Here is a 25804-nt window from a genome sequence, read left to right on the forward strand (position 1 = left end):
TCGCTGCGTCAGTGCGGTTCGGCGTGCGCGCACTGCGCGCACAGGCCGTGGACTTCCAGCGTCTGCGCCTGCGGCACGAAGCCCAGCGCGCGTGCGCGCTCGTCGAGCGACGCCACGACGGCCTCGTCCTCCAGCTCCACGGCGCTGTGGCAACGGTCGCAGATCAGGAACGGCACCGAATGCTGCGCGGTGCTCGGGTGATGGCACGCGACGAAGGCGTTGACCGACTGCAGCTTGTGGATGAAGCCGTTGGCCAGCAGGAAATCCAGCGCGCGATACACCGTCGGCGGTGCCGCCGCGCCCGGACCGTCGCCCTCGCGCACCTGGTCGAGCAGGTCGTAGGCCTTGAGCGGCCGGCCGGCGTCGGCGATCAGGCCCAGCACGTGCGCGCGGATCGGCGTCAGCCGCAGGCCGCGCTCGCCGCAGGCGCGCTCCACCGCGCGGATGAAGCTCGCGGCGTCGTCGACGTGATGGTGCGGATCCGTGCAGGGGTGGGCGTGCTTGGCCATGCCTGCATGATGGAGACGGACCGGGGCCGACTCAAGCCGGCGGTGTCGGGACGCATCGGTCCATGCGCCGATGCAGGCGTCGCGTGTCCGGGAGACGCAAGGCGCGCCGCGCGATGGACGCGCGCCGGGGCGCCCGGATCGACACGCGGCCGGACACCGCGACACTTGCGCCTGCAACGGTCGACGCCCCGCGCCCCGCTGCTAGCATGCGGGCATGCAGTCCGCCCCCAATCTCGTGCTCGTCGGACCGATGGGCGCCGGCAAGTCCTCGATCGGCCGCCGCCTCGCGGCGCGGTTCGGCGCGGTCTTCGTCGACGTGGACCACGAGATCGAGGTGCGCACGGGTGCCTCGATTCCGATGATCTTCGAATGCGAAGGCGAAGCCGGCTTCCGCGCGCGCGAGCGAGCGGTGCTGGCGCAGATCCTGGCCGGCAGCGGACAGGTCATCGCCACCGGCGGCGGCGCGGTGCTCGACGCCGGCAACCGCGCCGCGATGCGCGCGCACGGCTTCGTCGTGCACATGCATGCCGATGTCGACACCCAGCTGGCGCGACTGGCGCGCGATCGCACGCGCCCGCTGCTCGCCGGCGACGACCGGAGCGACGTGCTGCGCCGGCTCGCCGTCGAACGCGCCCCGCTGTATGCCGACGCCGCGCATCTGCGCTTCGACACCGGTCCGCACGCCTGCAACGAGGCGGCCGCGCAGCTGGGACATCTGGTCGAAGTGCACTGGCAGCCGCCCGGCCCCCGCGCGCTCGCGCCCGACGCCGACCATGCGGATGCCGCCACATCCCACTCGCCTTGAACCGCGTCGCCCGTGCGACGCCGGTCGATTCCTCCTCCCGCTTACGACCCGCATGAACCTCACACCTCGCGAAGTCGCCGTCGCCGGCGACGTCCCCTACAGCATCCACGTCGGTCCCGGCCTGCTGGACGACGGCGCCCTGCTCGCCCGCAGCGTCCGCGGCCGCGACGCGATGCTGGTCAGCGACGCGCATGTCGCGCCGCTGTATGCCGACCGTGTCGCCGCCGCGCTGCAGGCCGCGCGCCCGGACCTGCGCATCCACCGGCACGTGCTGCCGCCGGGCGAGGCGTCCAAAACGCTCGCCAGTTTCGCCGACGTCACCGATGCGCTCGCCGATGCGCGCATGCGTCGCGACGCGACTTTGTTCGCGCTCGGGGGCGGCGTCATCGGCGATCTGGCCGGTTTCGCCGCGGCCTGCTGGATGCGCGGCATCGACTGCGTGCAGCTGCCGACCACGCTGCTGGCGATGGTGGATTCCTCGGTTGGCGGCAAGACCGCGGTCGACCTGCCGCAGGGCAAGAATCTGGTTGGCGCCTTCCATCCGCCGCGCGCGGTGATCGCCGATACCGCCGCGCTGCGCACGCTGCCCGCGCGTGAGTTGCGTGCGGGCCTGGCCGAAGTGGTGAAGTACGGCGCGCTCGGCGATGCGGCCTTCCTCGACTGGATCGATGCCAACGCGGACGCGCTGCTGGCAATGGACGACGCGGCGCTGGCCGAGGCCATCGCCCGCAGCTGCGCGCACAAGGCGGCGATCGTCGCGCGGGACCCGTTCGAGCACGGCGAACGCGCCCTGCTCAATCTCGGCCACACCTTCGGTCATGCGATCGAGACCGAGCAGGGCTACGGTGGCCTCAATCACGGCGAGGCGGTCGCGGTCGGCATGGTGCTGGCGGCGCGGTTGTCGGAAGCGCTGGGCCTGGCGCCGGCGGCGGACACGCGGCGGCTGCGCGACCTGCTTGTGCGCCTGCAATTGCCGGTCGACGTGCCGCCGGGTCTGGACCCCGAACGCCTGCTCGCGCACATGCGTCTCGACAAGAAAGCGACTGCCGGCGGCCTGCGCTTCATCGTCTGGCGCGGCGCCGGGCGGGCGGAGGTGGTCGGCGACGTCCCCGAATCGGCAGTGTTGTCGGTGCTGCGCGAGGCCTGAACCTCGCCCGCCGTACAATCGGCGGCATGCGCCTGTTCCTGCAGCAGCACCCCGACGGCCACGAGGCGCCCCGCTTCGTACAGCTGACCCTGCAGCCCGATCTGCTGGGCGGCTGGGTGCTGCTGCGCGAAACCGGCCAGGTCGGCGGCCGCAGTACGCTGCGGCGCGACCAGTTCCTCGATCAGCCCAGCGCACTCAAGGCGCTCGAGACCGCGCGCGATGCGCAGCTCAAGCGCGGCTTCCAGTTGATGTTCGCCCGCGGCAGCGACGCGCCGGCCTGACCGCGCGCGCGCCGCCTCCACAGGAAATTCCGTCCCGATGTCTGCCGTCCTGAAAAACGAACGCTTCCTCCGCGCCCTCCGCCGCGAACCCGTCGACCGCACGCCTGTCTGGCTGATGCGCCAGGCCGGCCGCTATCTGCCGGAGTACCGCGCGTCGCGCAAGGCCGCCGGCAGTTTCCTGGCGATGGCCAAGAACCCCGAGCTCGCCTGCGAGGTCACGCTGCAGCCGCTGGCGCGCTTCGATCTGGACGCGGCGATCCTGTTCTCCGACATCCTGACCATCCCGGACGCGATGGGTCTGGAGCTGTACTTCGTCGAAGGCGAAGGCCCGAAGTTCCGCCATCCGGTCCGCGACGCGGCCAGCATCGCGAAACTCGGCGTGCCGGACATGGAAACCGAACTGCGCTACGTCATGGACGCGGTGCGCACGATCCGTCGCGAGCTGGACGGCAGGGTCCCGCTGATCGGCTTCTCGGGCAGTCCGTGGACGTTGGCCTGCTACATGGTCGAAGGCGGCGGCAGCAAGGATTTCGCGCGCATCAAGGCGATGGCGCTCAACGACCCGCAGGCGCTGCACGCGCTGCTGTCGGTCAACACCGATGCGGTCATCGCGTATCTCGCCGCACAACGCGCCGCGGGCGCGCAGGCACTGCAGGTGTTCGATACGTGGGGCGGCGTGCTGTCGCCGGCGATGTACCGGGAGTTTTCGCTGCCGTACCTGACCCGCATCGCGCGCGAGCTGGAACGCGGCGACACGCCCCTCATCCTGTTCGGCAAGGGCAATGCCGCGTATCTCGATGAACTCTCGCAGTCGGGCGCCGAAGGTGTCGGCGTCGACTGGCTGATCGAACTGGGCGACGCCGCGCGCCGCACGCAGGGCCGCGTCGCGCTGCAGGGCAATCTGGATCCGACCACGCTGTACGGCTCACCCGATGCGATCCGCGCCAAGGTCCGCGACGCGCTCGACAGCTACCGCGACGGCAACGGCGGCTCGCGCGACGGCCACGTCTTCAACCTCGGCCACGGCATGTCGCCGGACATGAACCCCGACCACGTCGGCGTGCTGGTCGACGAGGTGCACGCGTACAGCGCGCGCTGAATCAGACGGACACGTCGACCACTGCGTCCGGGGCGCAGGCGAAAAGCCGCGTCTCCGACGTGCGGTCGACGCGCCAGCCGCCGGCGAAGGCGGTGAACGCCGGCAGCACGCCGGCGGTCTCGCCGAACAGGAACGCCGGCAGACGCGGCACGCCGGGCAGGCGCACGACCGGATGCAGGTGGCCGCCGAGGCGGTAACCATCGGCCTGCGCGCCATGCGCGGGGTCGTGGACGAACAGGAACGGCGCGAATGCGAGTGCGTGGCCGTGCAGATGGATGCCGAGCGACGCGGCAACGCCCGGGCGTCCGGTCAGCGCGCGGTCGTGGTTGCCGCCGACCAGTTCGACCGACAGCGCCTGGCGGCCGGCGCGCCATGCGATCCACGCATCTCGCCACTGCGCGTCGTGCACGGCGGCGTGCAGCAGATCGCCGAGCACCAGCAGTCGCGTCGCGCGGGTCTGCACCAGCAGACCGTCGAGCCGGTCGAGATCGTGCGCGGTGCCGCCGCGCGGCAAGGCGATGCCCGCACGGCGGAAGTGATCACCCTTGCCCAGGTGCAGGTCGGCGATGGCCAGCAGCGACATGCGCGGCCACCACAGTGCGCGGTCGGGCAGCAGCACCAGCGATTCGCCGGCCACCGTGATGCCGAGGCTGCCGGGCACGGCCAGCTCAACCACGGTTGCGCTTCTCCAGTTGCGCGGCGGCGCGTTGCACGCGGGTCTTCCAGTCTTCGGTGCTCAGCTGGCCGCGCAGCGACTCGGCCCACAGTGGGAACGACATCGGGGTGAAGGTCTTGAGTGCATGCAGCGACAGCGTACGGGCGCTGCAGTCCTCGAGCGTCTCGCGCAGGCGCACCACTTCGAGCTGCGCGGCGAAGACCTCGCGCTCGGCCAGGGCCAGCAGCATGTGATCGGGATCGTGCCGTCGCAGCACGTCGAACAGCAGGCCGCTCGATGCCTGCAGCTGGCGCATCGACCGTGGTGCGCGGCCGGGCAGCGACGGCGGCAGCAGGCCGGCGACGCGGGCGATGTCGCGGAACTGGCGACGCGCGAGCTCGGCGAGGTTGAGGCTTTCGCGCAGGTCCTCCAGCAGGGCATCCGGCGTCAGCAGCGCTTCGACGTCCGCAACCTCGAGCGGCACATCCTGCGCCGGCGACAGCACCAGACCGTAATCGTTGGCGGCGAAGGTGAAGCTATTGCGGTGCACGCGCCCCCAGCGCAGCGACCACAACGCGGCGAGTCCTTCGTGCACCAGCCGCCCCGCGAAGGGATACAGGAACAGGTGCCCGCCGCCGCGCACGTGGATCCATTCCACCAGCAGTCGCCCCGGTGCCGGCAACGCCGACAGACGCTGTTGAAGATCGAGCAGGCGCCCGATCGCACGCAACTCCGGCACATCGCGTGGCGCCTCGAACAGTCGCTCGACCACATGCGCCAACGTGCCCGACAGCGCCATGCGCCCGCCCGACCACTTCGGCACCGTGCCGCTCCCCGACTTCGCCAGGCGCACGTAGGCGGTCATGTCTTCCAGCCGCACCAGTTCCAGCGTGCGGCCGGCGAACTGGAAGCGGTCGCGCGGTCGCAGCCGGCCGATGAAGCTCTCTTCCACCGAGCCCAGCCCGCCGCCGCGCATCATCTTCACCCGCACCGCGCCGTCGCTGGCGATGGTGCCGATCGACAGCCGATGCCGCAGCGCGATGCGCCGGTCGTCGACGCGGTAGATGCCGTCCTCGTCGCGCACGACGCGGCGGAAGTCCGGGTAGTGCGCCAGCGCGGTGCCGCCCTGCACGATGAAGTCCAGCACCGCGCGCCAGGCGGTGGCATCCAGGGCGCGAAACGCATGCGTGTCGCGGACCTCGTCGAACAGCGCATCGGCATCGAAGCCACCGCCCAGCGCGAGCGTGACGCAGTGCTGGGCCAGCACGTCGAGGCTCAGCACTGGCGGCGGCCGCGATTCGATCGTGCCCTCGCCCACCGCCACGCGCGCGGCGGCGTATTCCACCAGCTCCAGCGCGTGCGTGGGCACGCAGACCACGTGACCCGCTTCTCCCGGTCGATGCCGGGCCCGGCCGGCGCGCTGCAGCAGGCGCGACACGCCCTTGGGGCTGCCGATCTGCAGCACCTGGTCGACGGCCGGAAAATCCACGCCGAGGTCGAGACTGGATGTCGCGACCGCGCAACGGATGCTGCCGTCGCGCAGACCGTCTTCGGCGGCGGCGCGCAGTTTGGGATCCAGCGAGCCGTGATGCAGCGCCAGCGTCTCTGGCGCCTCGGGCCAGACCGCGCTCAGCGCGCGATGCCAGAGCTCGGCCTGCGAACGGGTGTTCGCGAACAGCAGGCTGGTGCGCTCGGCCATCAGGCGTTCGAGCACACGCGGCAACTGCGCGAGGCCCAGATGGCCGCCCCACGGGAAGCGCTCGTCCTCGCCCGGCAGCAGCGTGTCGAGCGTGAAGCGCTTCGGCGCGACACCGGCGACGAGTGGCGCGTCGGGCAGATGGGGCAGCAGCGCATCACACGCTTCGTCGAGATTGCCGAGCGTCGCCGACACGCCCCAGATCCGCAGCGCCGGGTTGAGCCGGCGCAGCCGCGCCAGGGCGAGCTGCAGCAGCACCCCTCGCTTGTTGCCCAGCAGTTCGTGCCACTCGTCGACGATCACGCACTGCAGCTGCGACAGCTGTGGCGCGGTGTCGGCATAGGACAGCAGCAGCGACAGGGACTCGGGCGTGGTGACCAGCACGTCGGCCTGTCCGCTGCGCGCCAGGCGGCGATCGCGGGCGCTGGCATCGCCGGTCCGCATCGCCACCACCCAGTCCAGTCCCAGCGCTTCGATCGGCGCACGCAAAGCGCGTGCGGTGTCGACGGCCAATGCACGGAGCGGTGTGATCCACAGCACCTTGAGGCTGCCCGGTGGCCGGGGCGGCGGCCGCTTGCGCGTCCTGGTCGCCGGCGTCGGCTTGGGCTTGTTGGCGCAGGCCTCCAGCAGCGGTCCGCCGAATGCGGCCAGCGTCTTGCCGCTGCCGGTCGGTGTCTGCAGCAGCCCGGATTCGCCGGCCATGTAGCGCTTCCAGACTTCGCGCTGGAACGGCGCGGCGGTCCAACCCTGCGATTCGAACCAGGCACGCAGTGGTGCGTCGGGGCCGCGGAGGCGTTTGCCAGACGTGGTTTCCGCAGTCACCGTCGGATGGCTCCCGCAAGCCCAGACGCATGCAAGCCATCCCCCGCTAGCGGGGGAGGGTTGGGTGGGGGCAAGCGATCCGGTCGCGGAGAAGACTGCGCAACTGATGGAGCTGATTGCCTGCAACTTGCTCCTGCATCGACCTCACGGTTCGCCCCCTCCCAACCCTCCCCCGCCTTGCGGGGGAGGACTCGCAACACAGCGCGTCGACGGCCCCCCGCGATAACGCGCCTCGTTGCGGACTTGCGCTGGACCACGCTCACCGCGCCAACGCCTTCAGGGTGTCCAGCCGGTCGGCCTCGGTCATCGGCTTGTCCTGGCGCCAGCGCAGGATGCGCGGGAAGCGCACCGCGATGCCGGACTTGTGCCGCTTCGACACGTTGACCGCTTCGAAGCCGAGTTCGAACACGTGGTGCGCGCGGACCGAGCGCACGGGCCCGAAGCGCTCGAGCGTGTGCGCGCGGATCCACTTGTCGAGCGCGAGGATCTCGCTGTCGTCGAGACCCGAGTAGGCCTTGGCGACCGGCACCAGCGTGTCGCCGTCCCACAGGCCGAAGGTGTAATCGGTATAGAGCGTGCTGCGGCGCCCATGGCCTGCCTGCGCGTAGAGCAGCACGGCATCGATGGTCAGCGGATCGATCTTCCACTTCCACCAGTCGCCGCGTCGGCGTCCGGTCTGGTACGCCGCGTTCGCACGCTTGAGCATCAGGCCCTCGACGCCGCGGTCGCGCGCCTCGTCGCGCAGCCGGGCGGCGGCCGCCCAGCTGGCCGCTTCGACACGCGGCGACACCACGATGCGCGGGTCGCCATGCGCTGCGATCAAAACTTCCAATGCCGCTCGTCGCTCGTGCTGCGGACGCGCCCGCCAGTCTTCGCCGCCAAGTTCCAGCAGGTCGTAGACCTGCATGCGCACCGGCGTGTCGGCCAAGGTCTTCGGGCCGGGCTTGAGCCGCTGGATCCGCGTCTGCAAGGCGGTGAATGCCAGCGGCGCGTCTTCGCCCGCGCGCCAGGCCAACAGTTCGCCGTCGAGCACGGTGCCGTCCGGCAGCGCCATCGCCGCGGCTTCGATTTCCGGGAAGCGCCCGTCGAGCCGTTCCTCGCCGCGCGACCACAGCGCCACGTCGCCATCGCGCCGCAGCAACTGCAGGCGGATGCCGTCCCACTTCCATTCCAGCAGCCAGTCGTCGATCGGTCCGAGCGCACGCGCGACGGCATCGGGATCGTTGGCGAGCGCGACGATGTCGGGCGTCACCACATCTTCCGGATCCTCTTCGGCGCTTCCGGCCGGCTCCGCCTCGGCACGCAGCGCCGACTCCAGCGGCGAGGCGAGAAAGAACGGATACGGCTGTTGCCGGTCACCGGGCAACTCGTCGGGCGAGAGCAGATCGCGCAGGAACGCCGGCGTCGGCGACCAGCTGCCGAGCATGCGTTGCGCGAGCCGGGCGATGTCGATGCCGGTCAGTTCGGCCAGCGCCTGCTGGACGAGCCGTTGCGACACACCGACGCGCAGCGCGCCGGTCAGCAGTTTGTTGAACAGCAGGCGCTCGTCGTAGCGCAGCGTGCGCCACGCGCCGACGATCACCGCGCGACGCACCTCCACATCCTTGTTGGCGACCGGCAGCAGCCGCTGTTCGATCCAGTCGGCCAGCGCGATATCGGGCGCCGCCTCGGTGGGATCGTCCAGCAGCAGCGCCAGCGTTTCGCCCAGGTCGCCGACCTGGTCGTAGCTGTCGTCGACCAGCCAGTCCGGCAGTCCGGATTCCTGTCCGATCCACTCGCGCAGCTCGCGTGTGTTGGCGATCTTGCGGCGCGCGCCTGCGACCTTGCCGCCCGACAGCAGATACAGCGCCCAGGCGGCATCGCGCGGCGGCGCCTCGCTGAAATAGCGGATCAGCGCCGCACGCTTGTCGAGCGTGGCCGTACTCTGGTCGAGCTCGCGATAGAGCTGGGCGAAGCGCTTCACTCCTCACCCCCGAAATCGGTGCGGAAGGCTTCGGCGGCGATGCCGTCCTCGTTGAGCGCGCGGATGATCGCGTCGGTATTGCCGTGCGTGGCGATGATGCGCGAGGCGCCGGTCTCGCGCACGGTGCGCATCAGATCCGGCCAGTCGGCATGATCGGAGACCACGAACCCGCGGTCATAGTTGCGGCGCCGACGATTGCCGCGGATCTGCATCCAGCCGGACGCGAAGCCCTGCTGCGCACGGCGGAAGCGGCGGATCCAGGAACTGCCGGCCGCCGACGGCGGCGCCAGCACCAGCTTGCCGGCGTAGTCGGTGGTCTTCTCGGTTTCGGTGACGGGCACGGTGTCGACCATCGCGATGCCGGCGCGACGGTAGACCTCGACACCGGTCGCGACCGCGCCGTGCAGCAGCACGGCCTCGCCAGTGTGCGCGGCAAGTTCGGCGAGTACGCGTTGCGCCTTGCCGAGCGCGTAGCAGTAGAGGATCGCCGCTTCGCCGCGCTCGCCGCAGCGGTCGCGCCACGTGACGATGTCGCGCGCGACCTCGGACGTGTCCGGCCAACGGTAGACCGGCAACCCGAAGGTCGCCTCGGTGATGAAGGTGTCGCAGGGCACGACTTCGAACGGCGCGCAGGTCGGGTCGTGCTGGCGCTTGTAATCGCCCGAGGCGACCCAGACTTCGCCATCGACCTCGACGCGCACCTGCGCCGAACCCAGCACGTGGCCGGCCGGATGCAGCGACACCGTCGCGCGTCCCATCGTGAAGGGCGCGCCGTAGTCGTGGGCCATGTAGATCTGCTCGCCCAGCCGCCACTCGAGGATCGGCAGGCCCTCGCGCGTCGTGTGGTACGCGCCCATGCCGAGCCGGGCATGGTCACCGTGCCCGTGCGTGATCACCGCGCGCGGCACCGGGCGCCACGGGTCGATATGGAAATCGCCGGCCGGGCAGTACAGCCCTTCGGGTCGCAGCTGGATCAGGTCGTCGGAGGCGGAGGCCATCGGCGCAGTCTGTTGGCGCGCTTGTGCACGAAGCGGCAAGCCTGCCGGGCCCGCGTCTCGACATCTGAGACGCGGGCTTACAGCGCCGCGAGCGGTTCAGACCGGGCCAGGCCGGGCGACTAGAGCCCGCCCTGCGGCTCGTCGTCGTCCCGCGACGGGCGCCAGTTGGAGGCCAGCGTGTCGGACAGCATCTCGCCGGTCAGCGGCTTGCGCAGGAAGCCGTCGAAGCCGGCCGCGCGCGCGACCACTTCCGCATCGGCATCCGCGCGGGCCGTCACCGCGACCATGGGCTGCGCGAATCCGTGGCCGCGCATCATGCCGGCCAAGGTCAGGCCGTCGATGCCCGGCAGGTCGAGGTCGAGCATCGCGAGGTCGAAACTGCGGGTGGTGATCTCCGACAGCGCCGCCAGCCCGTGCACGGCATGCACCACGTCGTGCCCCTGCGATTCGAGCAGCCCCACGATGACGTCGGCGACGGTCTGGTCGTCCTCCACCAGCAGGATCTCGAGCCCCACCGCGGACGTGATCTGTCGATAGGCCTCGTCCTGCTGCACGCTCGGCGCCGCGTCGACGACCGGCAGCGGCAGGTGCACGGTGAAGCGCGTGCCCTCGCCCGGCGTGCTGTCGAGCTCGATGCGCCCGCCCATCGCCACCGTCAGTTCCTGGCTGATCGCAAGCCCCAGACCGCTGCCGCCATACCGCGATGCGGTCCGCACGCCCTCGGCCTGTTCGAATCGCCGGAACAGACGCTCGCGCTGCTCCGGGCTCAGGCCCGGGCCGGTATCGCTGACCACGAACACGAGCGCGCGATCGGCGCCGATCCCGGCCTGCAGTCCGACGCTGCCGCTTTCGGTGAACTTCACCGCGTTGCCGAGCAGGTTGAGCAGGATCTGCTGCACGCGCCCCGCGTCGCCCAGCACCCATCCGGGCAGGGCCTCGTGCAGCACGGTGTCGAAACCCAGCGCCTTCTGACGCGCCATGGGCGCGCAGAGCGCGGCCACGTCCTGCACCAGCCGCGCCGGTTCGAACGGCTGGGGATCGAGCTCGAGCCGGCCCGCCTCGATGCGCGCCAGATCGAGCGCGTCGTTGACCAGTCGCATCAGATGGTCGCCCGCACGCCGGATCGACTCGGCGAATCCGCGCTGGCGCGCGTCGAGTTCGGTATTGAGCAGCAGCTCGCTCATGCCAAGTACGCCGGTCATGGGCGTGCGCACCTCATGCCCCAGCGTGGCGAGGAAACGGCTCTTGGCCAGCGATGCCTGCTCGGCCAGTTCGCGCTTGTGCTCGGCCAGATGCCAGCTGGCCTTGCGGCGCAGGCGTTGGCGGTAGGTGGACGCAACCAGCGCGACCAGCAGCATCACGAACAACAGGGCTGCGACGGATGCCCAGACCGTCCGCCACCAAGGAGGCGCCTGATGGATCGACAGTGGTGCGAGCGCGGTCCAGTCGCCGTCCTCGGTGCGCGCCTCCACGTGCAGGGTGTAACGGCCGGATTCCAGTCTGGGGAACACCCGTTCTGCCGTCTCGTCGGCATCGACCCATTCCGTCTCGTATCCCTCCAGAAGGAAGCGGTAGTGGTGCGCATGGGCATCGGTAAAGGACAGCAGTCGCGCGACCACGCGCAGATCGCGGTCGCCGTCGCGCAGGCGGATCGGTTCGTCAGGCGACAATTCGATCTCGTCATCACCACGCCGTAGATCGAGCGTTTCGATCACCAGCGGCGGCGTCCGCGTCCGTCGATGGACCAGACCGGGATGGAACAGAAGCAGGCCTTCTGCGGTACCTACCGCGAAGTGGCCGTCTCTGGAGACTCCGATCTGCTGCTCGCTGAACTCCTGGCTGGGCAGGCCATCGAGCATGCTGTAGAGGCGCGCCCTGCGCAGCGTCGGTTCGAATCGCAGCAGCCCGCGGACCGTGGTCACCCAGACGATCCCGCGATCGTCGATCGCGATGCCGCCCGGCGTCACCAGCGGAATGCCGTCCGCCTGGTCGAAGTGCTGCAGCGGCACGAGTTTCGTGCCGTTCCAACGGAATGTACTCAGATAACCGGGGCCAGCGAACCAGAACACATCCGCCTGCCTGGAGATTGCATTCACGGCTTTGTCGGGACCGCCCGGCACGCGTTCGACCGTGTGCTCGCTTGCGTCGACGCGATACAGGCCGCCCGTCGTACCGAGCCAGATGCCTTCGTCGGGCGCTTCGGTGAAATGCAGAGGCCGGACGGACCGCGGCAGGCCCCAGCCCGTCTCCGGTTGCAATGTCGCGAGTACCTGGCCGTCCTGCCGGCGCGCCTGGATCTCCACTTCGCTGGCGAGCCACAGCGTCCCGTCCGACTGCTCGACGATGTGATCGGTCTCGCCCATCGGTGCGGCGTTCACGCTGTCGGCGACGAACCAGCGGACAACCTCGTCCGTACGCGGGTCGAAACGGACGAGCTGGCCCAGGCAGCCGATCCACAGATAGCCGTTCTTGGATTCGTAAACGCTCCGGTTCACGGTGTCGCCGCAGACCGACCGCAACCGGTGCCGGATGCGACCGGTGACAGGGTCGAGATGATCGAGCACGCCCCCGCTGCCCACCAGCCAGAACCCGCCATCGCGCGACGCGGCGACCCCTCGCACGAAGGCGTTCGCGGAGGAGTCGGGGTCAGTCAGGCGACGCTGCAGCACAGTGAAGTTGCGCCAGTTCGCGGGCAGGTGCCACAGGCCCGCATCCGTGCTCGCGAACCAGAGCCCGCCCTCGCGATCTTCGTACGCCATGGACCAAGAGGGTCGCAGCGCACTCCGACTGGCGAAGCTGAAAAGCGGAACGTCTTCCAGCTGGCCGTCTACTTCGCGTGCGAGGCCGCTGCGCGTATCGAACCAGCGCGTTCCACTCCGGTCCTGCATCAACATGTGCAACACGGGCAGGTCGAGCACCGGGTCGCGCTCGGTCATCTTCTCTACACGCCCGTCGCTGCGTCGGACGACACCCAGCCCCAACGCGGCGATCCACAGATCGCCGGACGCGTCGAACACCATACCGTTCACGCTGCCGGTCACGTCCTCCGGTAGCACCACGCGTTCGAACTCCGATCCGGTGAAACGGACGACACCGCCCTTGGTCCCCACCCACAATGTGCCGTCCTTGTGCACCGCGAGATGACCGACAGATCCCGAGGGGATCGCGCGCGGATCGTCGGGATTGGCATCGAATCTCTGCAGGTCACCGCCAGGCACCAGCCGGTACAGTCCGGCGTCTGCGGTGCCGAACCAGATCGCGCCATCCGGCGTAGAGGTCACATTCCAGACGTCGTCGCCGCGGATCTGCGGATGCGTTTCGTGGTTGTAATGCGTAAACGTCGCGCGCTCCGCATCCAGCATCGACAGCCCCCCGCGCCGGGTGCCGATCCAGATCCTGTCCTGGTCATCGAGATGCACCGCCCAGACGAAGTTGTCGCGCAGACCGTCTTCGACGCGCCACACGCGGAAGCCGATGCCATCGAAGCGTGCCAGACCGTCACGGGTACCGATCCACAGATAGCCCTGTCGATCTTCGACGATGTCGTTGACCCGATTCGAGGGCAGTCCATCGAGTACGCCGATCTGGCGCATCTGCGGGATGCTCGCGATCATCGCGGGTTCCTGTCCCCGGCCGAAACCGGACCACAGGCTGCAGAACATCCAGATCAGGGCAATCCCTGCCAACCGCGTCCTGTTAATCCCGACCCCCTCGCGCCAACCCCCGAACCTTCCCGGCATCCTCGCAACGCTGCGTTGTCACCGCAAGTTGCGCGGTCGGCACGGGCCGCGCCTAGAATCGGCCCGACTGCCTCACCGCTCCCTTTCCGGAACCGCCGATGCGACTGCCACGCCAGCTCTGCTCCTGCGTTCTGCTGCTCGCCGCGCTGCCCGCGTTCGCCGCGCCCGCGGAGTACGCGCTCGACCCGGTCCATACCCGTGTGCAGTTCGCGATCGACCACGCCGGCTTCTCCAAGGCCATCGGCACGGTGTCCGGCAGCGCCGGCACGCTGGTGTTCGACCCGGACGACTGGTCGACCGCGCGCGTCGAGGTGTCGATCCCGGTTTCGCGCATCGATCTGGGCGACGCGAAGTGGAACCAGGCGACGCTGGCCCGCGGCCTGCTCGACGGCGAACGGCATCCGGTCGCGACGTTCGTCTCGACGCGTGTCGAACCGATCGATGCGCAGCGCGCGGTCGTCCACGGCAATCTGACGCTGCGAGGCGAAACCCGCGAGGTCGCGCTGCAGGTCGTGCGCAATGCGCTCAAGCGGCACCCGCTGCCGCCGTTCCGCCGCACGGTTGGGTTCTCCGCCACGGGCATGCTGTCGCGCAGCGCCTTCGGCGCAGACGCCTGGAAGTCGATGATCGGCGATGCGGTCGAGCTGCGGCTCGAAGTCGAGGCGACCCGCAGCCGCGGTGGCACTCCTGATGACGCGGCCGACGCGCCCACGCCCGACGCGGCCGCACCGGATGCGCCGCCTGATGCGCCGCCGGTGGAGCCCGCGCCATGACGTTGAAGAACACGGCCATGCGCTGGGGCGGTGTCAGCCAGTTGCTGCACTGGCTGGTGGTGCTGCTGATCCTCACCACCGGCGTCATGGGCCTGGTCATGGGCGACATGCGCAACAGTCCGACCAAGATCGAGATCTATGCTCTGCACAAATCGCTGGGCCTGACGATCCTCGCGCTCGCGACCTTGCGTTTCGTGTGGCGCTTCTACGCGGGCGCGCCCGTGCCGCCACCCGGCACACCGCGCTGGCAGGACCGCATCGCATCGCTCACGCACTGGCTGCTGTACGGCCTGCTGTTCGCGATTCCGCTGAGCGGCTGGACGTTCAACTCCGCGGCCGGCTATCCGCTGCAGTGGTTCAAGCTGGTCAACCTGCCGCCGCTGACCGCACGTGACGCCGAGCTGCGCCAGCTTGCCGGCAACGTGCACGAATGGCTGTTCTGGCTGCTCGTGGCCGTCGCGCTGCTGCATGCGGCGGCGGCGCTGTATCACCACGTGTTCCTGCGCGACGACACGCTCGCGCGCATGCTGCCCCGCGGCTGGCTGCGTGCCGGCCGCTCCACCCGACCACAGGACTGATTCCATGCGCATGCGTTTCGTGCTCGCCGCCGGCCTCGCCGCCACCCTGTCGCTGCCCGCCTTCGCCGCTGATTACACGCAGGCGCCCGGTTCCTCGCTGGCCTTCGCCGGCAAATACCAGGGCGAGACGTTCTCCGGCACCTTTCCCGGCTTCCGCACCACCGTCAGCTTCGATCCCGCGAATCCTGCGGCCGGCAAGCTGTCGGTGACGATTCCGATCGCCACCGCGACCACGCAGAACGATGACTACGACACCGAGATGCGCGGCGCCGCGTTCTTCGATGCGACGAAATTCGCCCAGGCCACCTACACCGCCAGCGGCTTCCGCGATCTGGGCAATGGCCAGTACGCCGCGGACGGTACGCTCGAACTGCGCGGCGTGCGCAAGCCGGTCACGCTGACCTTCACCTGGACGCCGGGCACCCGCCCGCTGCTGTCGGGCCGCGCCACCGTGCGCCGCCTGGACTTCGGCGTCGGCGGCGGCGAATGGGCCGATACCGGCACCATCTCGAACGAGATCGCGGTCAGCACCCGGGTCTATCTGCAGCCGGCGAACTGAGCGGGAAGCGCGCACGCCCCGTTCTCGGATCAGACAATGCAGACGCATCCGGCGCCGGCCGGATGCCGTGACCACCAGGTGGATATCGGGCCGCGACCGGGCACGGTACCCGGCAGGCGCCCAGGCCGACCGCGTTTGCCCGATCGCCTGACACGAAACCCGAAAGCCTCAGCAGTGCAGAACCCCGCGCACTGCCTCCACATCGAACGGCCAGTCCAGCTCGCGCCCATCAAGGCCCCGCAATACCGGCACGCGACTGCCGTAGCGCGCCTCAAGCGCAATGTCGTCATCGATGAAGACGCTCTCGAAGTCGGGCGCACCGGCCGCCGCCAGCACCGCCAGCGCGAGATCGCACAGATGGCAGTCGTCGCGCTGGTACAGGATCGGATGGGGCGCTGTCATGCCGCGTCTCGTCAGGTCGGAGTGCGGGGTCGGGCCGTAGAATAGCCGCATGGCAGTCAGCACCTTCGACCTCTACAAGATCGGCATCGGGCCGAGTTCCTCGCATACCGTCGGGCCGATGCGCGCCGGTGCGCGCTTCGTGCGCCGCTGGCTGGAGGTGCCCGGCCGCCTGCAGGACGTCACGCGCATCCGCGCCGAGGTCTTCGGCTCGCTGGCGCTGACCGGCCGCGGCCACGGCACCGACAAGGCGGTGATGATGGGCCTGGAAGGCCACATGCCCAATGCCATCGACCCGGACATCATTCCCGCCGCGCTCGAACGCATCCGCGGCACCCGGCGCATCCGGCTGGGCGGGAGCCACGAGATCGACTTCGAGGAGAAGCGCGACCTGGTGATGAACAAGCGCCAGAAGCTGCCCTTCCACACCAACGGCATGCGCTTCACCGCCTACGCCGCCGATGATGCGGTCATCGCCACGCGCGACTACTACTCGGTCGGTGGCGGCTTCGTGGTCAACGAGGACGAGGCCGCGGAAGACCGCATCGTCGCCGACACGACCGATGTGCCCTATCCCTTCGCCAGCGGCGACGAGCTGATCGCCCGCGCGCAGGACAGTGGCCTGGGCGTCGCGCGCCTGATGCTCGAGAACGAGAAGGTCTGGCGCAGCGAGGACGAGATCCGCGCCGGCCTGCGCGAGATCTGGCAGGCGATGCAGGCCTGCGTGGCGCGCGGCATCCGCGAGACCGGCACCCTGCCCGGCGGCCTGCACGTGACCCGGCGCGCGCCGGCGCTGTACCGCGAGCTGTCGTCCAAGCCCGAGGCCGCGATGCGCGACCCGCTGACGACGCTCGACTGGGTGAACCTCTACGCGCTCGCGGTCAACGAGGAAAATGCGGCCGGCGGCCGGGTCGTGACTGCGCCGACCAACGGCGCGGCCGGCATCCTGCCCGCGGTGCTGCACTACTACGACCGCTTCATTCCGAACGCCACCGAACAGGGCGTGTTCGATTTCCTGCTGACCGCGGCGGCCGTGGGCATTCTCTACAAGGAGAACGCCTCGATCTCCGGCGCCGAGGTCGGCTGCCAGGGCGAGGTCGGCGTGGCCTGTTCGATGGCCGCTGCCGGTCTGACCGCCGCGCTGGGCGGCACGCCCAGCCAGATCGAGAACGCGGCCGAGATCGGCATGGAGCACAACCTCGGCCTGACCTGCGATCCGATCGGCGGCCTGGTGCAGATTCCGTGCATCGAGCGCAACGCGATGGGCGCGGTCAAGGCGATCAACGCCTCGCGCATGGCTTTCCGCGGCGATGGCAAGCACAAGGTCAGCCTCGACAAGGTCATCAAGACCATGCGCGACACCGGCCGCGACATGCGCGACAAGTACAAGGAAACCTCGCGCGGCGGCCTGGCCGTCAACGTCATCGAGTGCTGATGCGCGAACGGCGCGCCGCGGATGCGGCACGCCGTCGGCGACACGCGCAGCAGTGGATCAGGCGCTGATCGACAGCGTCAGGCTGAACTGCCACGGCACCGGCCGGGCCTCCGGCGCGGGATCGCGGTTCGGGTTGTCGCTGCCGAGCGCCAGGCCGCCGCTGAAGCCGATCGACATCAGGCCGGTGAAGAACGAGAAGATCTCGGCGAAGTGCGCGAGGAAGTCCGGGCCGCCGTTCTTCAGTTCGTCGGTGGCGAGAATGAAGGCCTGGTCGACGTTCTGGATGTTGCCGTTGCGGTCGACGGCGATGAAGCCGCTGCCGTTCTCGTTCTCCAGCAGCACGTTGCCGTCACGCACCGCGGCATCGAGCACGCGACCGCCACCGGCGAATTCCTGGAACGACAGGTCGCCGTGGGTGTTGCTGTCCACGCCGCTGATCTGCACGCCGTAGTCGCCGTCGGTGATGGTCACCACCGAGGCCACGGTCGCGCCGTCGCCGCCCTGCGCCCACGGCGTGGTCTCGATGGTGACCTTGGTGCCGTCGTCGAGCTGGAACGTGGTCTGGCCCCAGAAATCGAACGCGTGCTTGCCGTCGATTTCCACATGGGGGTCGCCCCAGATGCGGTAGTTCTCACCCGTGCCCTTGTTGAAGACGATGACCTCGTCGTTGTCGCCGGCGGTGATGCGGTAGTTGTCGTTCTCGAACTGCACGCGGCCGTCGCCGGTGCGCTGTGTGCTCGCCGAACTCTGCATGGCCGGCAACTGTCCTGAAATGTTGACGGAAACGGAAACGCTGAGGGTGTCGGTCACGGGTGGTCCCCTGGGCTGGATGGAAACTGAATGTCGCCATTCCAGCGCGGCGATCCACCGCGCGACATCGGGGCGCACCCCATCTGGGGCTACCCCTAGTGGGGAATCTCCGATCCGCCTTCAGCGGCTGCCGATCGACAGTACGTCGTCGAGCAGGGCGGCGGCCGTGACCTCGGCGCCGGCGCCCGGTCCCTGGATCACCAGCGGGTGATCCGCGTAACGGTCGCTGTGGATCGCCACGCGGTTGTCGGTGCCGCTGCCCGCGCACAGCGGATGATCGGCAGGCAGCGACCGCAGTCCGACCTGCGCGCGACCGCCCACCTCGAAGCGGCCGACGAAACACAGACGCTCGCCGGCCGCGCGCGCGGCGGCATGACGGGCGAACAGGCCGGCATCGAGCGCGTCGAGTGCAGCGTCGACCGCGTCCTCGCCGACGGCCGCGAGGGCCGCAGGCACCAGCGAGGCCACCTCGACCTCGTGCGCCGGCAGGGCGATGCCCGCCGCGCGCGCGAGGATCAGCAGCTTGCGGCGCACGTCCTCGCCCGACAGGTCCACGCGCGGATCGGGCTCGGTGTAGCCGGCATTCCGCGCCTCGCGCACCAGCGCCGAGAAGGGCCGGCTGCCGTCGTAACGGCCGAACAGCCAGGCCAGCGAGCCCGACAGCACGCCTTCGATCGCGTGGATGCGGTCGCCGCCGTCGATCAGCGCGCGCAGGCTGCGCAGCAGCGGCAGGCCGGCGCCGACGGTCGCGCTGTCGCCGTAGCGACCGCCGGTCGCACGCGCGTCGCCGATCGCCAGCGCGCGCCCCAGATCCCCCCCGGTGCCGAGCTTGTTCGCGGTGACCACGTGCACGCCACGCGTCAGCCATTCGGGATGCCAGTCGGCGACGGTTTCGCTTGCGGTCGCGTCGACGATGATGTCGCCCGGCCTCGGACTCTCGCCTTCCGCCCACGGCGGAAATCCGCCGCGCTTGCGGGCCGCGCCACGCGCCTGTTCGAGCGCGGCGTGCAGATCGTCGCCGCCGGAGACCTGGGTGCGCGAATTGCACAGCCAGGCGATCTCCGGCAGCGCGACACCCTGCGCGGCGAGCCGCGCGTAGCGCGCGACGAAGGCCGAGCCGACGGTGCCGGTGCCGAGCAACGCGAGGCGTGCTGGTGCCGGCTGCGCGCGCCGGTTGCTGCGCAGGGAGACCACCGCGCTCATGCCTCGACTCCGGCGCGTGCGGGACGCAGGGCGCCATCGAGCACCGCGGTCGCACGGTCCAGAGCGGCTTCGAGATCGGCCAGCAGATCGTCCAGCGCCTCGATGCCGACCGACAGGCGCAGCAGGCCGTCGGAGATGCCGGCCGCCGCGCGTGCCGCCGGCGTCATCGCCGCGTGGGTCATCGTCGCCGGATGCGCGATCAGGCTTTCCACGCCGCCCAGCGACTCGGCCAGCGTGAACTGCGCCAGTCCCTCGACGAAGGCGCGCACCACATCGTCCTGCGCCACGCCCGGCGCACCGGCGAGTTCGAAGGACAGCATCGCGCCGAAGCCCGACTGCTGACGCGCGGCGATCGCATGCCCGGGATGCGAGGTCAGCCCCGGATACAGCACGCGCGCCACGGCCGGATGCGCGTCCAGCAACGCGACCACGCCGGCGGTGTTCTCCTGATGCACGCGGAGGCGCGCATCGAGCGTGCGCAGGCCGCGCAGGGTCAGGAAGCTGTCGAAGGGCGCGCCGGTGATGCCCAGCGCGTTGGCCCACCACGCGAGTTTCGCGTGCACCTCGGCATCGCGCGCGATCACGGCGCCGCCGACCACGTCGCTGTGGCCGTTGATGTATTTGGTCGTCGAATGCAGCACCACGTCGGCATCGAATTCGATGGGGCGCTGCAGTGCCGGCGACAGGAAGGTGTTGTCGACGACCGTCAGTGCGCCGGCGCGATGCGCGGCCTCGATGACGAAGCGCAGGTCGGTGATGCGCAGCAGCGGGTTGGACGGCGTTTCGATCAGCACCAGCTTCGGCCGCATCGCCAGTGCATCGGTCAACGCGCGCGCATCGGTGAAGTCGATGGTGACCAGCTCGAAATGGCTTTTGCGTGCCAGCGCATCGAACAGGCGCCAGCTGCCGCCATAGGCGTCGTGCGGCACGACCAGACGATCGCCCGGCTCCAGCAGCGCGTTGAGCACCAGCGTGATCGCGGCCATGCCGGTCGAGGTGACCACACCGCCCGCGCCGCCTTCGAGTCCCGCCAGGGCTTCGCCCAGCAGGTCGCGCGTGGGATTGCCGCTCCGGGTGTAGTCGTACTGCCGCTTCTGGCCGAATCCCTCGAAGCTGAAGTTGCTCGACAGCACCAGCGGCGGCGTCACCGCGCCGAAGGCCGGATCGCGATCGATGCCGGCACGCACGGCGCGGGTAGCGGGCTGACAGGCGGCGGTGGGGGCGTAGGTGCTCATGCAGCTTCTCCGGAGATGGGGGCGCGCAGTGCGGTGGCCAGCACGGCGTCGATGCGGTCGGTTTCCTTGAGGAAGGCGTCGTGGCCGTAGGGCGAGCGCAACACGCGCAGCTGGCCGTGCGGACCCAGGCCTTCGAGCAGCGTCACCGCATCGGACAGCGGCACGATGCGGTCGCCCTCGACGGCGACGACAGTCGTCGGCACGCGGATCTCGCGCGGGTCGACGCGGTGCAGATCGATCGATTCGGACAGGCGCAGCCACGCGGTGACCGGCGTGCGCGCGACGTAACGAGCGCCGGCGGCATCCAGATAATCCTCGGCGGCGACGCGCACGCGGCCGTTGACCACTTCGGGTGCGGCGTCGAAGCGCTCGGCGAATTCTTCCGGGGTGCGGTAACTGAGCATCGCGAACTGCCGCGCCAGCGACAGGCCTTGAGCATCGGCGCACTGCAGCTGGCCCAGCGCGACGGCCTGACGCTGCAGCGCGCGCCACGCGGCGGCATACGGGTGCGCGCGATGCGCGCCGCTGACCGCGACCAGGCGCTGCACGCGCGTGGCGTGGCGGGCCGCGAACTGCAGGCCGACCAGCGCGCCGTAGGAGTACCCGACGAACGCGTGCAGGTAGTCGATGCCGAGCGCGTCGAGCAGCGCAGCGATTGCATGGGCCTGGTCGGCGGTGTCGATCGGCGCATCGAACGTGCCGTCGGCGCCGACGAAATCGAAGGAAAGCAGACGGACCCGGGCCGGATCGAGCGTGCGGCCTTCGGCCACCAGGTCGTCGAGCCAGCCGGCCGAAGTGTCCGCATCGTTTGCAGCGAGATGCAGATGCGCGGAGATGCCACCGGCGACGAAGACGACCGGCGCGCCGGGCGCACCCTGCAGTTCGTAGCGCAGCGTGACGCGGCGCGCGCCGGCGTGGCGGGTCTGCAGCACGATCGCGTGCTCGCCACGCACGCATGCAGGCGTTGTTCGCCGACCGGTGGGACCTGGGATTACCCAGCCCGGCTCGGGCGTGGCGTCGGAGCGGTGGACGGCGGTGTCGACGAGACTCATGGCGCGGGATTTCCGGATGGACGGTGCCATCGCGTCGCGCGGGGAGTGCCGGAAGCCGCCTCGGGGCGGAACACGCCATCGACGTGGGCCGATGCCGCATCACCATCTTCCGGTGGACTCGCAGGTCCCCGCAGGACTTGGCACCGCGATGGACGCCGCGGCAAGCGCGGGTCCCATCAGGTTGCCCCGGCATCAAAGGGCCTGTCCCTCCGCCGGATCTCGATGGATGTCGCGCAGGTTGCCAGCGGCTTTCGCGGATGTCAATCGCTTCATTCGCATGGAGAGATGGATTGATTTCCAGTGCAACCGGAAGCGGGCATCACGCACCGCGCTTGCATAATCCGACCCATGCGCATCGCCCTCCTGATCACAGCCGCCCTGCTCGCCGGCTGCGCCACCACCCCGCCGCCACCGCATGCAACACCGGTCGCCGCGCGCAACGTCGACGCGCCGGTCATCGCGGAGGCCTGGCATTCGCCCTCGCAACCGGATGACGGGCTCGACTCGCTTGCCACTTGGCCGGCACCCGATGGCGCCACCTGGCTGATCGCGACTGCCAAGCGCGCACACCAGTTGCGCGTGTTCGATGCCGACACCGGCGCCGCCCTGCGCAGCGTCGGTACACATGGGCGACTGCCGGGCCAGTTCGACCGGCCCAATGGCATCGCGGTGCATGGCGACCTCGTCTTCGTCGCTGAGCGCGACAGCCGACGCGTGCAGGTGCTGGAGCTGCCGACGTTCCGCTCGATCGCCGCATTCGGCATGCCGGAACTGCGCAGCCCCTATGGCCTGTGGGTACACGAGACCGCACCCGACACCTACGAAGTCCACGTCACCGACAGCTTCATGGACGGGCCCGACTTCCAGCAGATTCCGGACATCGCCACGCTCGACCAGCGCGTGCGCCGCTACCGCTTCGAGCATCACGCCGGCGGCACGTCCAAGGTCACCGCGCTGGGCACCTACGGTTCGACCGATCCGGAGACCGCGCTGCGCATCGTCGAGTCCATCGCTGGTGATCCCGCGCACGATCGCGTACTCGTCGCCGACGAGGATTTGCGCCATCGCGCCACGCTGCATGCTTACACGCTCGACGGCCGTTACACCGGGCGCGCCCTGCCTGCCGGCACGTTCAACGCGGAGCCCGAGGGCGTCGCGCTCTGGTCGTGCAGCATCGACGGCGGCTATTGGGTCGCTGCCGACCAGTTGCGCCCGCGCACCGTGTTCCGCCTGTTCGCGCGTGACGATCTCTCGCCGGCGGGCAGCTTCAGCGGCGCGCGGACCGCAGCCACAGACGGCGTCGCCCTGCACGCCTCGCCGACCGCGCGGTTTCCTGCAGGTGCCCTATTCGCCGTCGACGACGATGCCGCGGTGGTCGCATTCGATCTGCGCGACATCGCCACCGCGCTGCGGCTCGATCCCGATTGCACGCACTGAGCCGCCGCGTGCGTGTGTTCCGGTGGTGGTCGCTCGTCCCGATCGCCTGCATGGGCATCGCACAGGCGCAGACCCCCTCGTCCGGCGCCTGGCCCGGCGTGTCTCCCGTTGCGGACGCGGTTCGCGCCGACGCCGGCGATGCCGGGCGAATGCCCCACGTCTCGCTCGAACTGCGGACGCGCGGCGGCACGACCGAAGCAACCGCGGTGAATTCGCTGGCCGGCCCGGTCGAAGTCACCCTGCTCGCCGAAGGCCCGACGCCGCGCGCCGATCCGGCGTTGCCGGTCCGTACTACGGTGCCCGCCGGCGGACGCGTGCTGCTCGCGCGCCTGGGCACCGACGCACCCGGCGCACGGCTGCGCCTGCCGGCGGTGCCCGGTCTGCCGAATCCGCGGCCGCGCAACGTGGAGTATCTGTATCCGCTGCGCGACGCACCGGTGCGGATCACCCAGGGCTACGGCGGCGGTTTCAGCCACGACGATGCCGAGAACCGGCACGCGGTCGATTTCGCCGTGCCCGCCGGCACACCGGTGCTGGCAGCGCGCGACGGTCTGGCGATGCAGGTCGCCGCCGATGCCACGGCCCGTCTTGACCCCCGGCTCGCCTTCGATCCCGCCGACGATCGCGTTCGCGGCAACTTCATCCGCATTCTTCACGACGACGGCACGATGGCGCTCTACGCCCACCTGCAGAAGGGCGGCGTCGTCGTCGCCCCCGGCACGCGCGTGCTGCGCGGCACGATCATCGGCTTTTCGGGCAATACCGGCTTGAGCACCGCGCCGCATCTGCACTTCGTGGTGCAGGCCAACCGCGGCATGCGGCTCGAATCGCTGGCGTTCCGGATGTCGGGGCCGGACGGCCCACTGCGCTTCACGACGTTCCCGCAGGACGCTGCTCCAGCTGCGCCCTGAGCCGGCCGCACGGCGGCGTATAATCGCCGGTTCCCCGATTCCCGAGACCGCACGTCCCGCGTGCGCGCCCGCATGTCCGACGTCGCTTCCGAAAGCTCCCGCCGCCGCACGTTCGCGATCATTTCGCATCCCGACGCCGGCAAGACCACGCTGACCGAAAAGCTGCTGCTGTTCGGCGGCGCGATCCAGATGGCCGGCTCGGTCAAGGGCCGCAAGGCCGCGCGCCATGCGACGTCCGACTGGATGGCACTGGAGAAGGAGCGCGGCATCTCGGTGACCAGCTCGGTGATGCAGTTCCCCTACGAGGGCCGCATCGTCAACCTGCTCGACACGCCCGGCCACGCCGACTTCGGCGAGGACACCTATCGCGTGCTCACCGCCGTGGACAGCGCGCTGATGGTCATCGACGTCGCCAAGGGCGTCGAGGAACGCACGATCAAGCTGATGGAGGTCTGCCGGCTGCGCGACACGCCGATCATGACCTTCATCAACAAGCTCGACCGCGAGGGCAAGGACCCGATCGACCTGCTCGACGAAGTGGAGACCGTGCTCGGCATCCAGTGCGCGCCGGTGACCTGGCCGATCGGCATGGGCCAGCGCCTGAAGGGGGTGGTGCATCTGGTCAGCGGCGAAGTGCATCTCTACGAGCCGGGCCGCAACTTCACGCGCCAGGATTCGACGATCTTCCCGTCGATCGACGCACCGGGCCTGGCCGAGAAAATCGGCGAGCAGATGCTGGCCAACCTGCGCGACGAACTGGAACTGGTGCAGGGCGCCAGCCATCCCTTCGATCTCGAGGCCTACCGCGCCGGTACCCAGACGCCGGTGTTCTTCGGCTCGGGCGTCAACAACTTCGGCGTGCAGCCGCTGCTCGACTTCTTCGTCGAGCATGCACCGCCGCCGCAGCCGCGCGAGACGACCACGCGCCAAGTCGCGCCGCAGGAAGACAAGCTCACCGGCTTCGTGTTCAAGATCCAGGCGAACATGGACCCGATGCACCGCGACCGCGTGGCATTCATGCGCGTGTGTTCGGGTCGTTTCGAGGCGGGCATGAAGGCCTTCCACCCGCGGACCGGCAAGCCGCTCAAGCTCGCCAACGCGCTGACCTTCATGGCCAGCGATCGCGAGATCGCCGCCGAGGCCTATCCGGGCGATGTCATCGGCATCCACAACCACGGCACGATCTCAATCGGCGACACCTTCACCGAGGGCGAGAACATCGCCTTCACCGGCATCCCGAACTTCGCGCCGGAACTGTTCCGCCGCGCGCGCCTGCGCGATCCGCTCAAGCTCAAGCAGCTGCAGAAGGGCCTGGCACAGCTGTCGGAGGAAGGCGCGACGCAGTTCTTCAAGCCGCTGATGAGCAACGACCTGATCCTTGGCGCGGTCGGTGTGCTGCAGTTCGACGTGGTGGCCTATCGCCTGAAGGACGAGTACGGCGTGGATGCCTCGTTCGAACCAGTGCAGGTCAATACGGCGCGCTGGATCCGCTGCACCGATGCGAAGAAGCTCGAAGAGTTCCGCGACAAGAACGCCATGAACCTCGCCGTGGACGCTGCCGACCAGCTGGTCTATCTGGCGCCGACCCGCGTGAACCTGCAGCTGGCACAGGAACGCGCGCCGGGCGTGGAGTTCCTCGCCACGCGCGAGCATGCGCACGCGGTGTCGGCCGCTTGAGCATGACGGCCGGCGTCTGA

At 69.8% G+C, this 25804-nt stretch carries 22 protein-coding genes and 1 riboswitch; of the genes, 11 read left to right on the plus strand and 11 right to left on the minus strand.

Annotation, left to right across the window (positions count from 1 at the left end):
• Positions 1-8: 8 nt before the first annotated feature.
• Complete coding sequence (locus E2F49_RS07220) at positions 9-509, minus strand: transcriptional repressor (protein ID WP_055249330.1); 501 nt, start codon at positions 507-509, stop codon at positions 9-11.
• A gap of 214 nt (positions 510-723) precedes the next feature.
• Here E2F49_RS07220 and E2F49_RS07225 point away from each other — a divergent pair, with 214 nt between their 5' ends.
• The 4 genes from E2F49_RS07225 to hemE are packed head-to-tail and all read left to right on the plus strand — an operon-like array spanning position 724 to position 3841.
• A complete protein-coding gene (locus tag E2F49_RS07225; RefSeq protein ID WP_133393179.1) occupies positions 724-1314 on the plus strand; it encodes a shikimate kinase in 591 nt (196 codons plus the stop codon).
• Positions 1315-1366: 52 nt separating this feature from the next.
• Positions 1367-2461, plus strand: coding sequence for a 3-dehydroquinate synthase (gene aroB, locus E2F49_RS07230; protein ID WP_133393180.1), 1095 nt, complete (start codon positions 1367-1369; stop codon positions 2459-2461).
• A gap of 26 nt (positions 2462-2487) precedes the next feature.
• The gene (locus E2F49_RS07235) at positions 2488-2742 is read left to right on the plus strand and encodes a WGR domain-containing protein (RefSeq protein ID WP_133393181.1); all 255 of its coding nucleotides are present in this window, start codon (positions 2488-2490) and stop codon (positions 2740-2742) included.
• A 37-nt stretch (positions 2743-2779) separates the two neighbouring features.
• Positions 2780-3841, plus strand: a complete 1062-nt coding sequence (gene hemE, locus E2F49_RS07240; RefSeq protein WP_133393182.1) for a uroporphyrinogen decarboxylase — start codon at positions 2780-2782, stop codon at positions 3839-3841.
• Position 3842: 1 nt separating this feature from the next.
• On the opposite strand, the gene pdeM is transcribed toward hemE, so the two are convergent.
• The 5 genes from pdeM to E2F49_RS07265 form a co-directional block, all read right to left on the minus strand.
• A complete protein-coding gene (gene pdeM / locus E2F49_RS07245) occupies positions 3843-4517 on the minus strand; it encodes a ligase-associated DNA damage response endonuclease PdeM (RefSeq protein ID WP_133393183.1) in 675 nt (224 codons plus the stop codon).
• The gene (locus E2F49_RS07250) at positions 4510-6963 is read right to left on the minus strand and encodes a ligase-associated DNA damage response DEXH box helicase (protein ID WP_165971161.1); all 2454 of its coding nucleotides are present in this window, start codon (positions 6961-6963) and stop codon (positions 4510-4512) included. The genes pdeM and E2F49_RS07250 overlap by 8 nt, the downstream gene beginning before the upstream one ends.
• Positions 6964-7273: 310 nt before the next feature.
• Positions 7274-8977, minus strand: coding sequence for a cisplatin damage response ATP-dependent DNA ligase (locus E2F49_RS07255; protein ID WP_133393185.1), 1704 nt, complete (start codon positions 8975-8977; stop codon positions 7274-7276).
• Positions 8974-9975 (minus strand): ligase-associated DNA damage response exonuclease, encoded by a 1002-nt coding sequence (locus tag E2F49_RS07260; RefSeq protein ID WP_133393186.1) that lies wholly within the window; start codon positions 9973-9975, stop codon positions 8974-8976. Before E2F49_RS07260 ends, E2F49_RS07255 begins: the two co-directional genes overlap by 4 nt.
• 119 nt (positions 9976-10094) lie before the next feature.
• Positions 10095-13589 (minus strand): ligand-binding sensor domain-containing protein, encoded by a 3495-nt coding sequence (locus tag E2F49_RS07265; RefSeq protein ID WP_133393187.1) that lies wholly within the window; start codon positions 13587-13589, stop codon positions 10095-10097.
• A 224-nt stretch (positions 13590-13813) separates the two neighbouring features.
• Between E2F49_RS07265 and E2F49_RS07270 the strand changes: the two genes are divergently transcribed.
• From E2F49_RS07270 to E2F49_RS07280, 3 genes are read left to right on the plus strand one after another with little or no spacing between them, the layout of a single operon-like run.
• The gene (locus tag E2F49_RS07270) at positions 13814-14488 is read left to right on the plus strand and encodes a YceI family protein (RefSeq protein WP_133393188.1); all 675 of its coding nucleotides are present in this window, start codon (positions 13814-13816) and stop codon (positions 14486-14488) included.
• Positions 14485-15066, plus strand: coding sequence for a cytochrome b (locus E2F49_RS07275; protein ID WP_133393189.1), 582 nt, complete (start codon positions 14485-14487; stop codon positions 15064-15066). Before E2F49_RS07270 ends, E2F49_RS07275 begins: the two co-directional genes overlap by 4 nt.
• A gap of 4 nt (positions 15067-15070) precedes the next feature.
• Positions 15071-15625, plus strand: a complete 555-nt coding sequence (locus E2F49_RS07280; protein WP_133393190.1) for a YceI family protein — start codon at positions 15071-15073, stop codon at positions 15623-15625.
• 168 nt (positions 15626-15793) lie between these two features.
• Here the strand turns inward: E2F49_RS07280 and E2F49_RS07285 are convergent, their stop codons facing one another.
• Positions 15794-16027, minus strand: a complete 234-nt coding sequence (locus E2F49_RS07285; protein ID WP_133393191.1) for a glutaredoxin family protein — start codon at positions 16025-16027, stop codon at positions 15794-15796.
• Between the two features lie 49 nt (positions 16028-16076).
• Between E2F49_RS07285 and E2F49_RS07290 the strand changes: the two genes are divergently transcribed.
• The gene (locus tag E2F49_RS07290; RefSeq protein WP_133393192.1) at positions 16077-17459 is read left to right on the plus strand and encodes an L-serine ammonia-lyase; all 1383 of its coding nucleotides are present in this window, start codon (positions 16077-16079) and stop codon (positions 17457-17459) included.
• A 57-nt stretch (positions 17460-17516) separates the two neighbouring features.
• On the opposite strand, the gene E2F49_RS07295 is transcribed toward E2F49_RS07290, so the two are convergent.
• From E2F49_RS07295 to metX, 4 genes are all read right to left on the minus strand, one after another.
• Positions 17517-18269, minus strand: a complete 753-nt coding sequence (locus E2F49_RS07295; protein WP_208004830.1) for a DUF1521 domain-containing protein — start codon at positions 18267-18269, stop codon at positions 17517-17519.
• A 120-nt stretch (positions 18270-18389) separates the two neighbouring features.
• Positions 18390-19472 (minus strand): homoserine dehydrogenase family protein, encoded by a 1083-nt coding sequence (locus E2F49_RS07300; protein ID WP_133393193.1) that lies wholly within the window; start codon positions 19470-19472, stop codon positions 18390-18392.
• Positions 19469-20707, minus strand: a complete 1239-nt coding sequence (locus tag E2F49_RS07305; protein ID WP_133393194.1) for an O-succinylhomoserine (thiol)-lyase — start codon at positions 20705-20707, stop codon at positions 19469-19471. The genes E2F49_RS07300 and E2F49_RS07305 overlap by 4 nt, the downstream gene beginning before the upstream one ends.
• Positions 20704-21759, minus strand: a complete 1056-nt coding sequence (metX, locus tag E2F49_RS07310; RefSeq protein WP_133393195.1) for a homoserine O-succinyltransferase MetX — start codon at positions 21757-21759, stop codon at positions 20704-20706. Before metX ends, E2F49_RS07305 begins: the two co-directional genes overlap by 4 nt.
• A gap of 99 nt (positions 21760-21858) precedes the next feature.
• Positions 21859-21988: riboswitch (SAM riboswitch) on the minus strand.
• Between the two features lie 119 nt (positions 21989-22107).
• On the opposite strand from metX, the gene E2F49_RS07315 reads away from it, so the two are divergent.
• The 3 genes from E2F49_RS07315 (at position 22108) to E2F49_RS07325 (ending at position 25784) form a co-directional block, all read left to right on the plus strand.
• Positions 22108-23196: an NHL repeat-containing protein gene (locus tag E2F49_RS07315; protein WP_133393196.1), complete on the plus strand. Its 1089-nt coding sequence runs from the start codon at positions 22108-22110 to the stop codon at positions 23194-23196.
• An 8-nt stretch (positions 23197-23204) separates the two neighbouring features.
• Positions 23205-24107, plus strand: coding sequence for a M23 family metallopeptidase (locus E2F49_RS07320; RefSeq protein ID WP_243713496.1), 903 nt, complete (start codon positions 23205-23207; stop codon positions 24105-24107).
• Between the two features lie 72 nt (positions 24108-24179).
• Positions 24180-25784 carry a peptide chain release factor 3 gene (locus tag E2F49_RS07325; protein WP_133393197.1) on the plus strand — a complete coding sequence of 535 codons (1605 nt, stop codon included), beginning with the start codon at positions 24180-24182 and terminating at the stop codon, positions 25782-25784.
• Positions 25785-25804: the final 20 nt, after the last annotated feature.

Source organism: Luteimonas terrae (assembly GCF_004358165.1).
Classification (GTDB): Bacteria; Pseudomonadota; Gammaproteobacteria; order Xanthomonadales; family Xanthomonadaceae; genus Luteimonas; species Luteimonas terrae.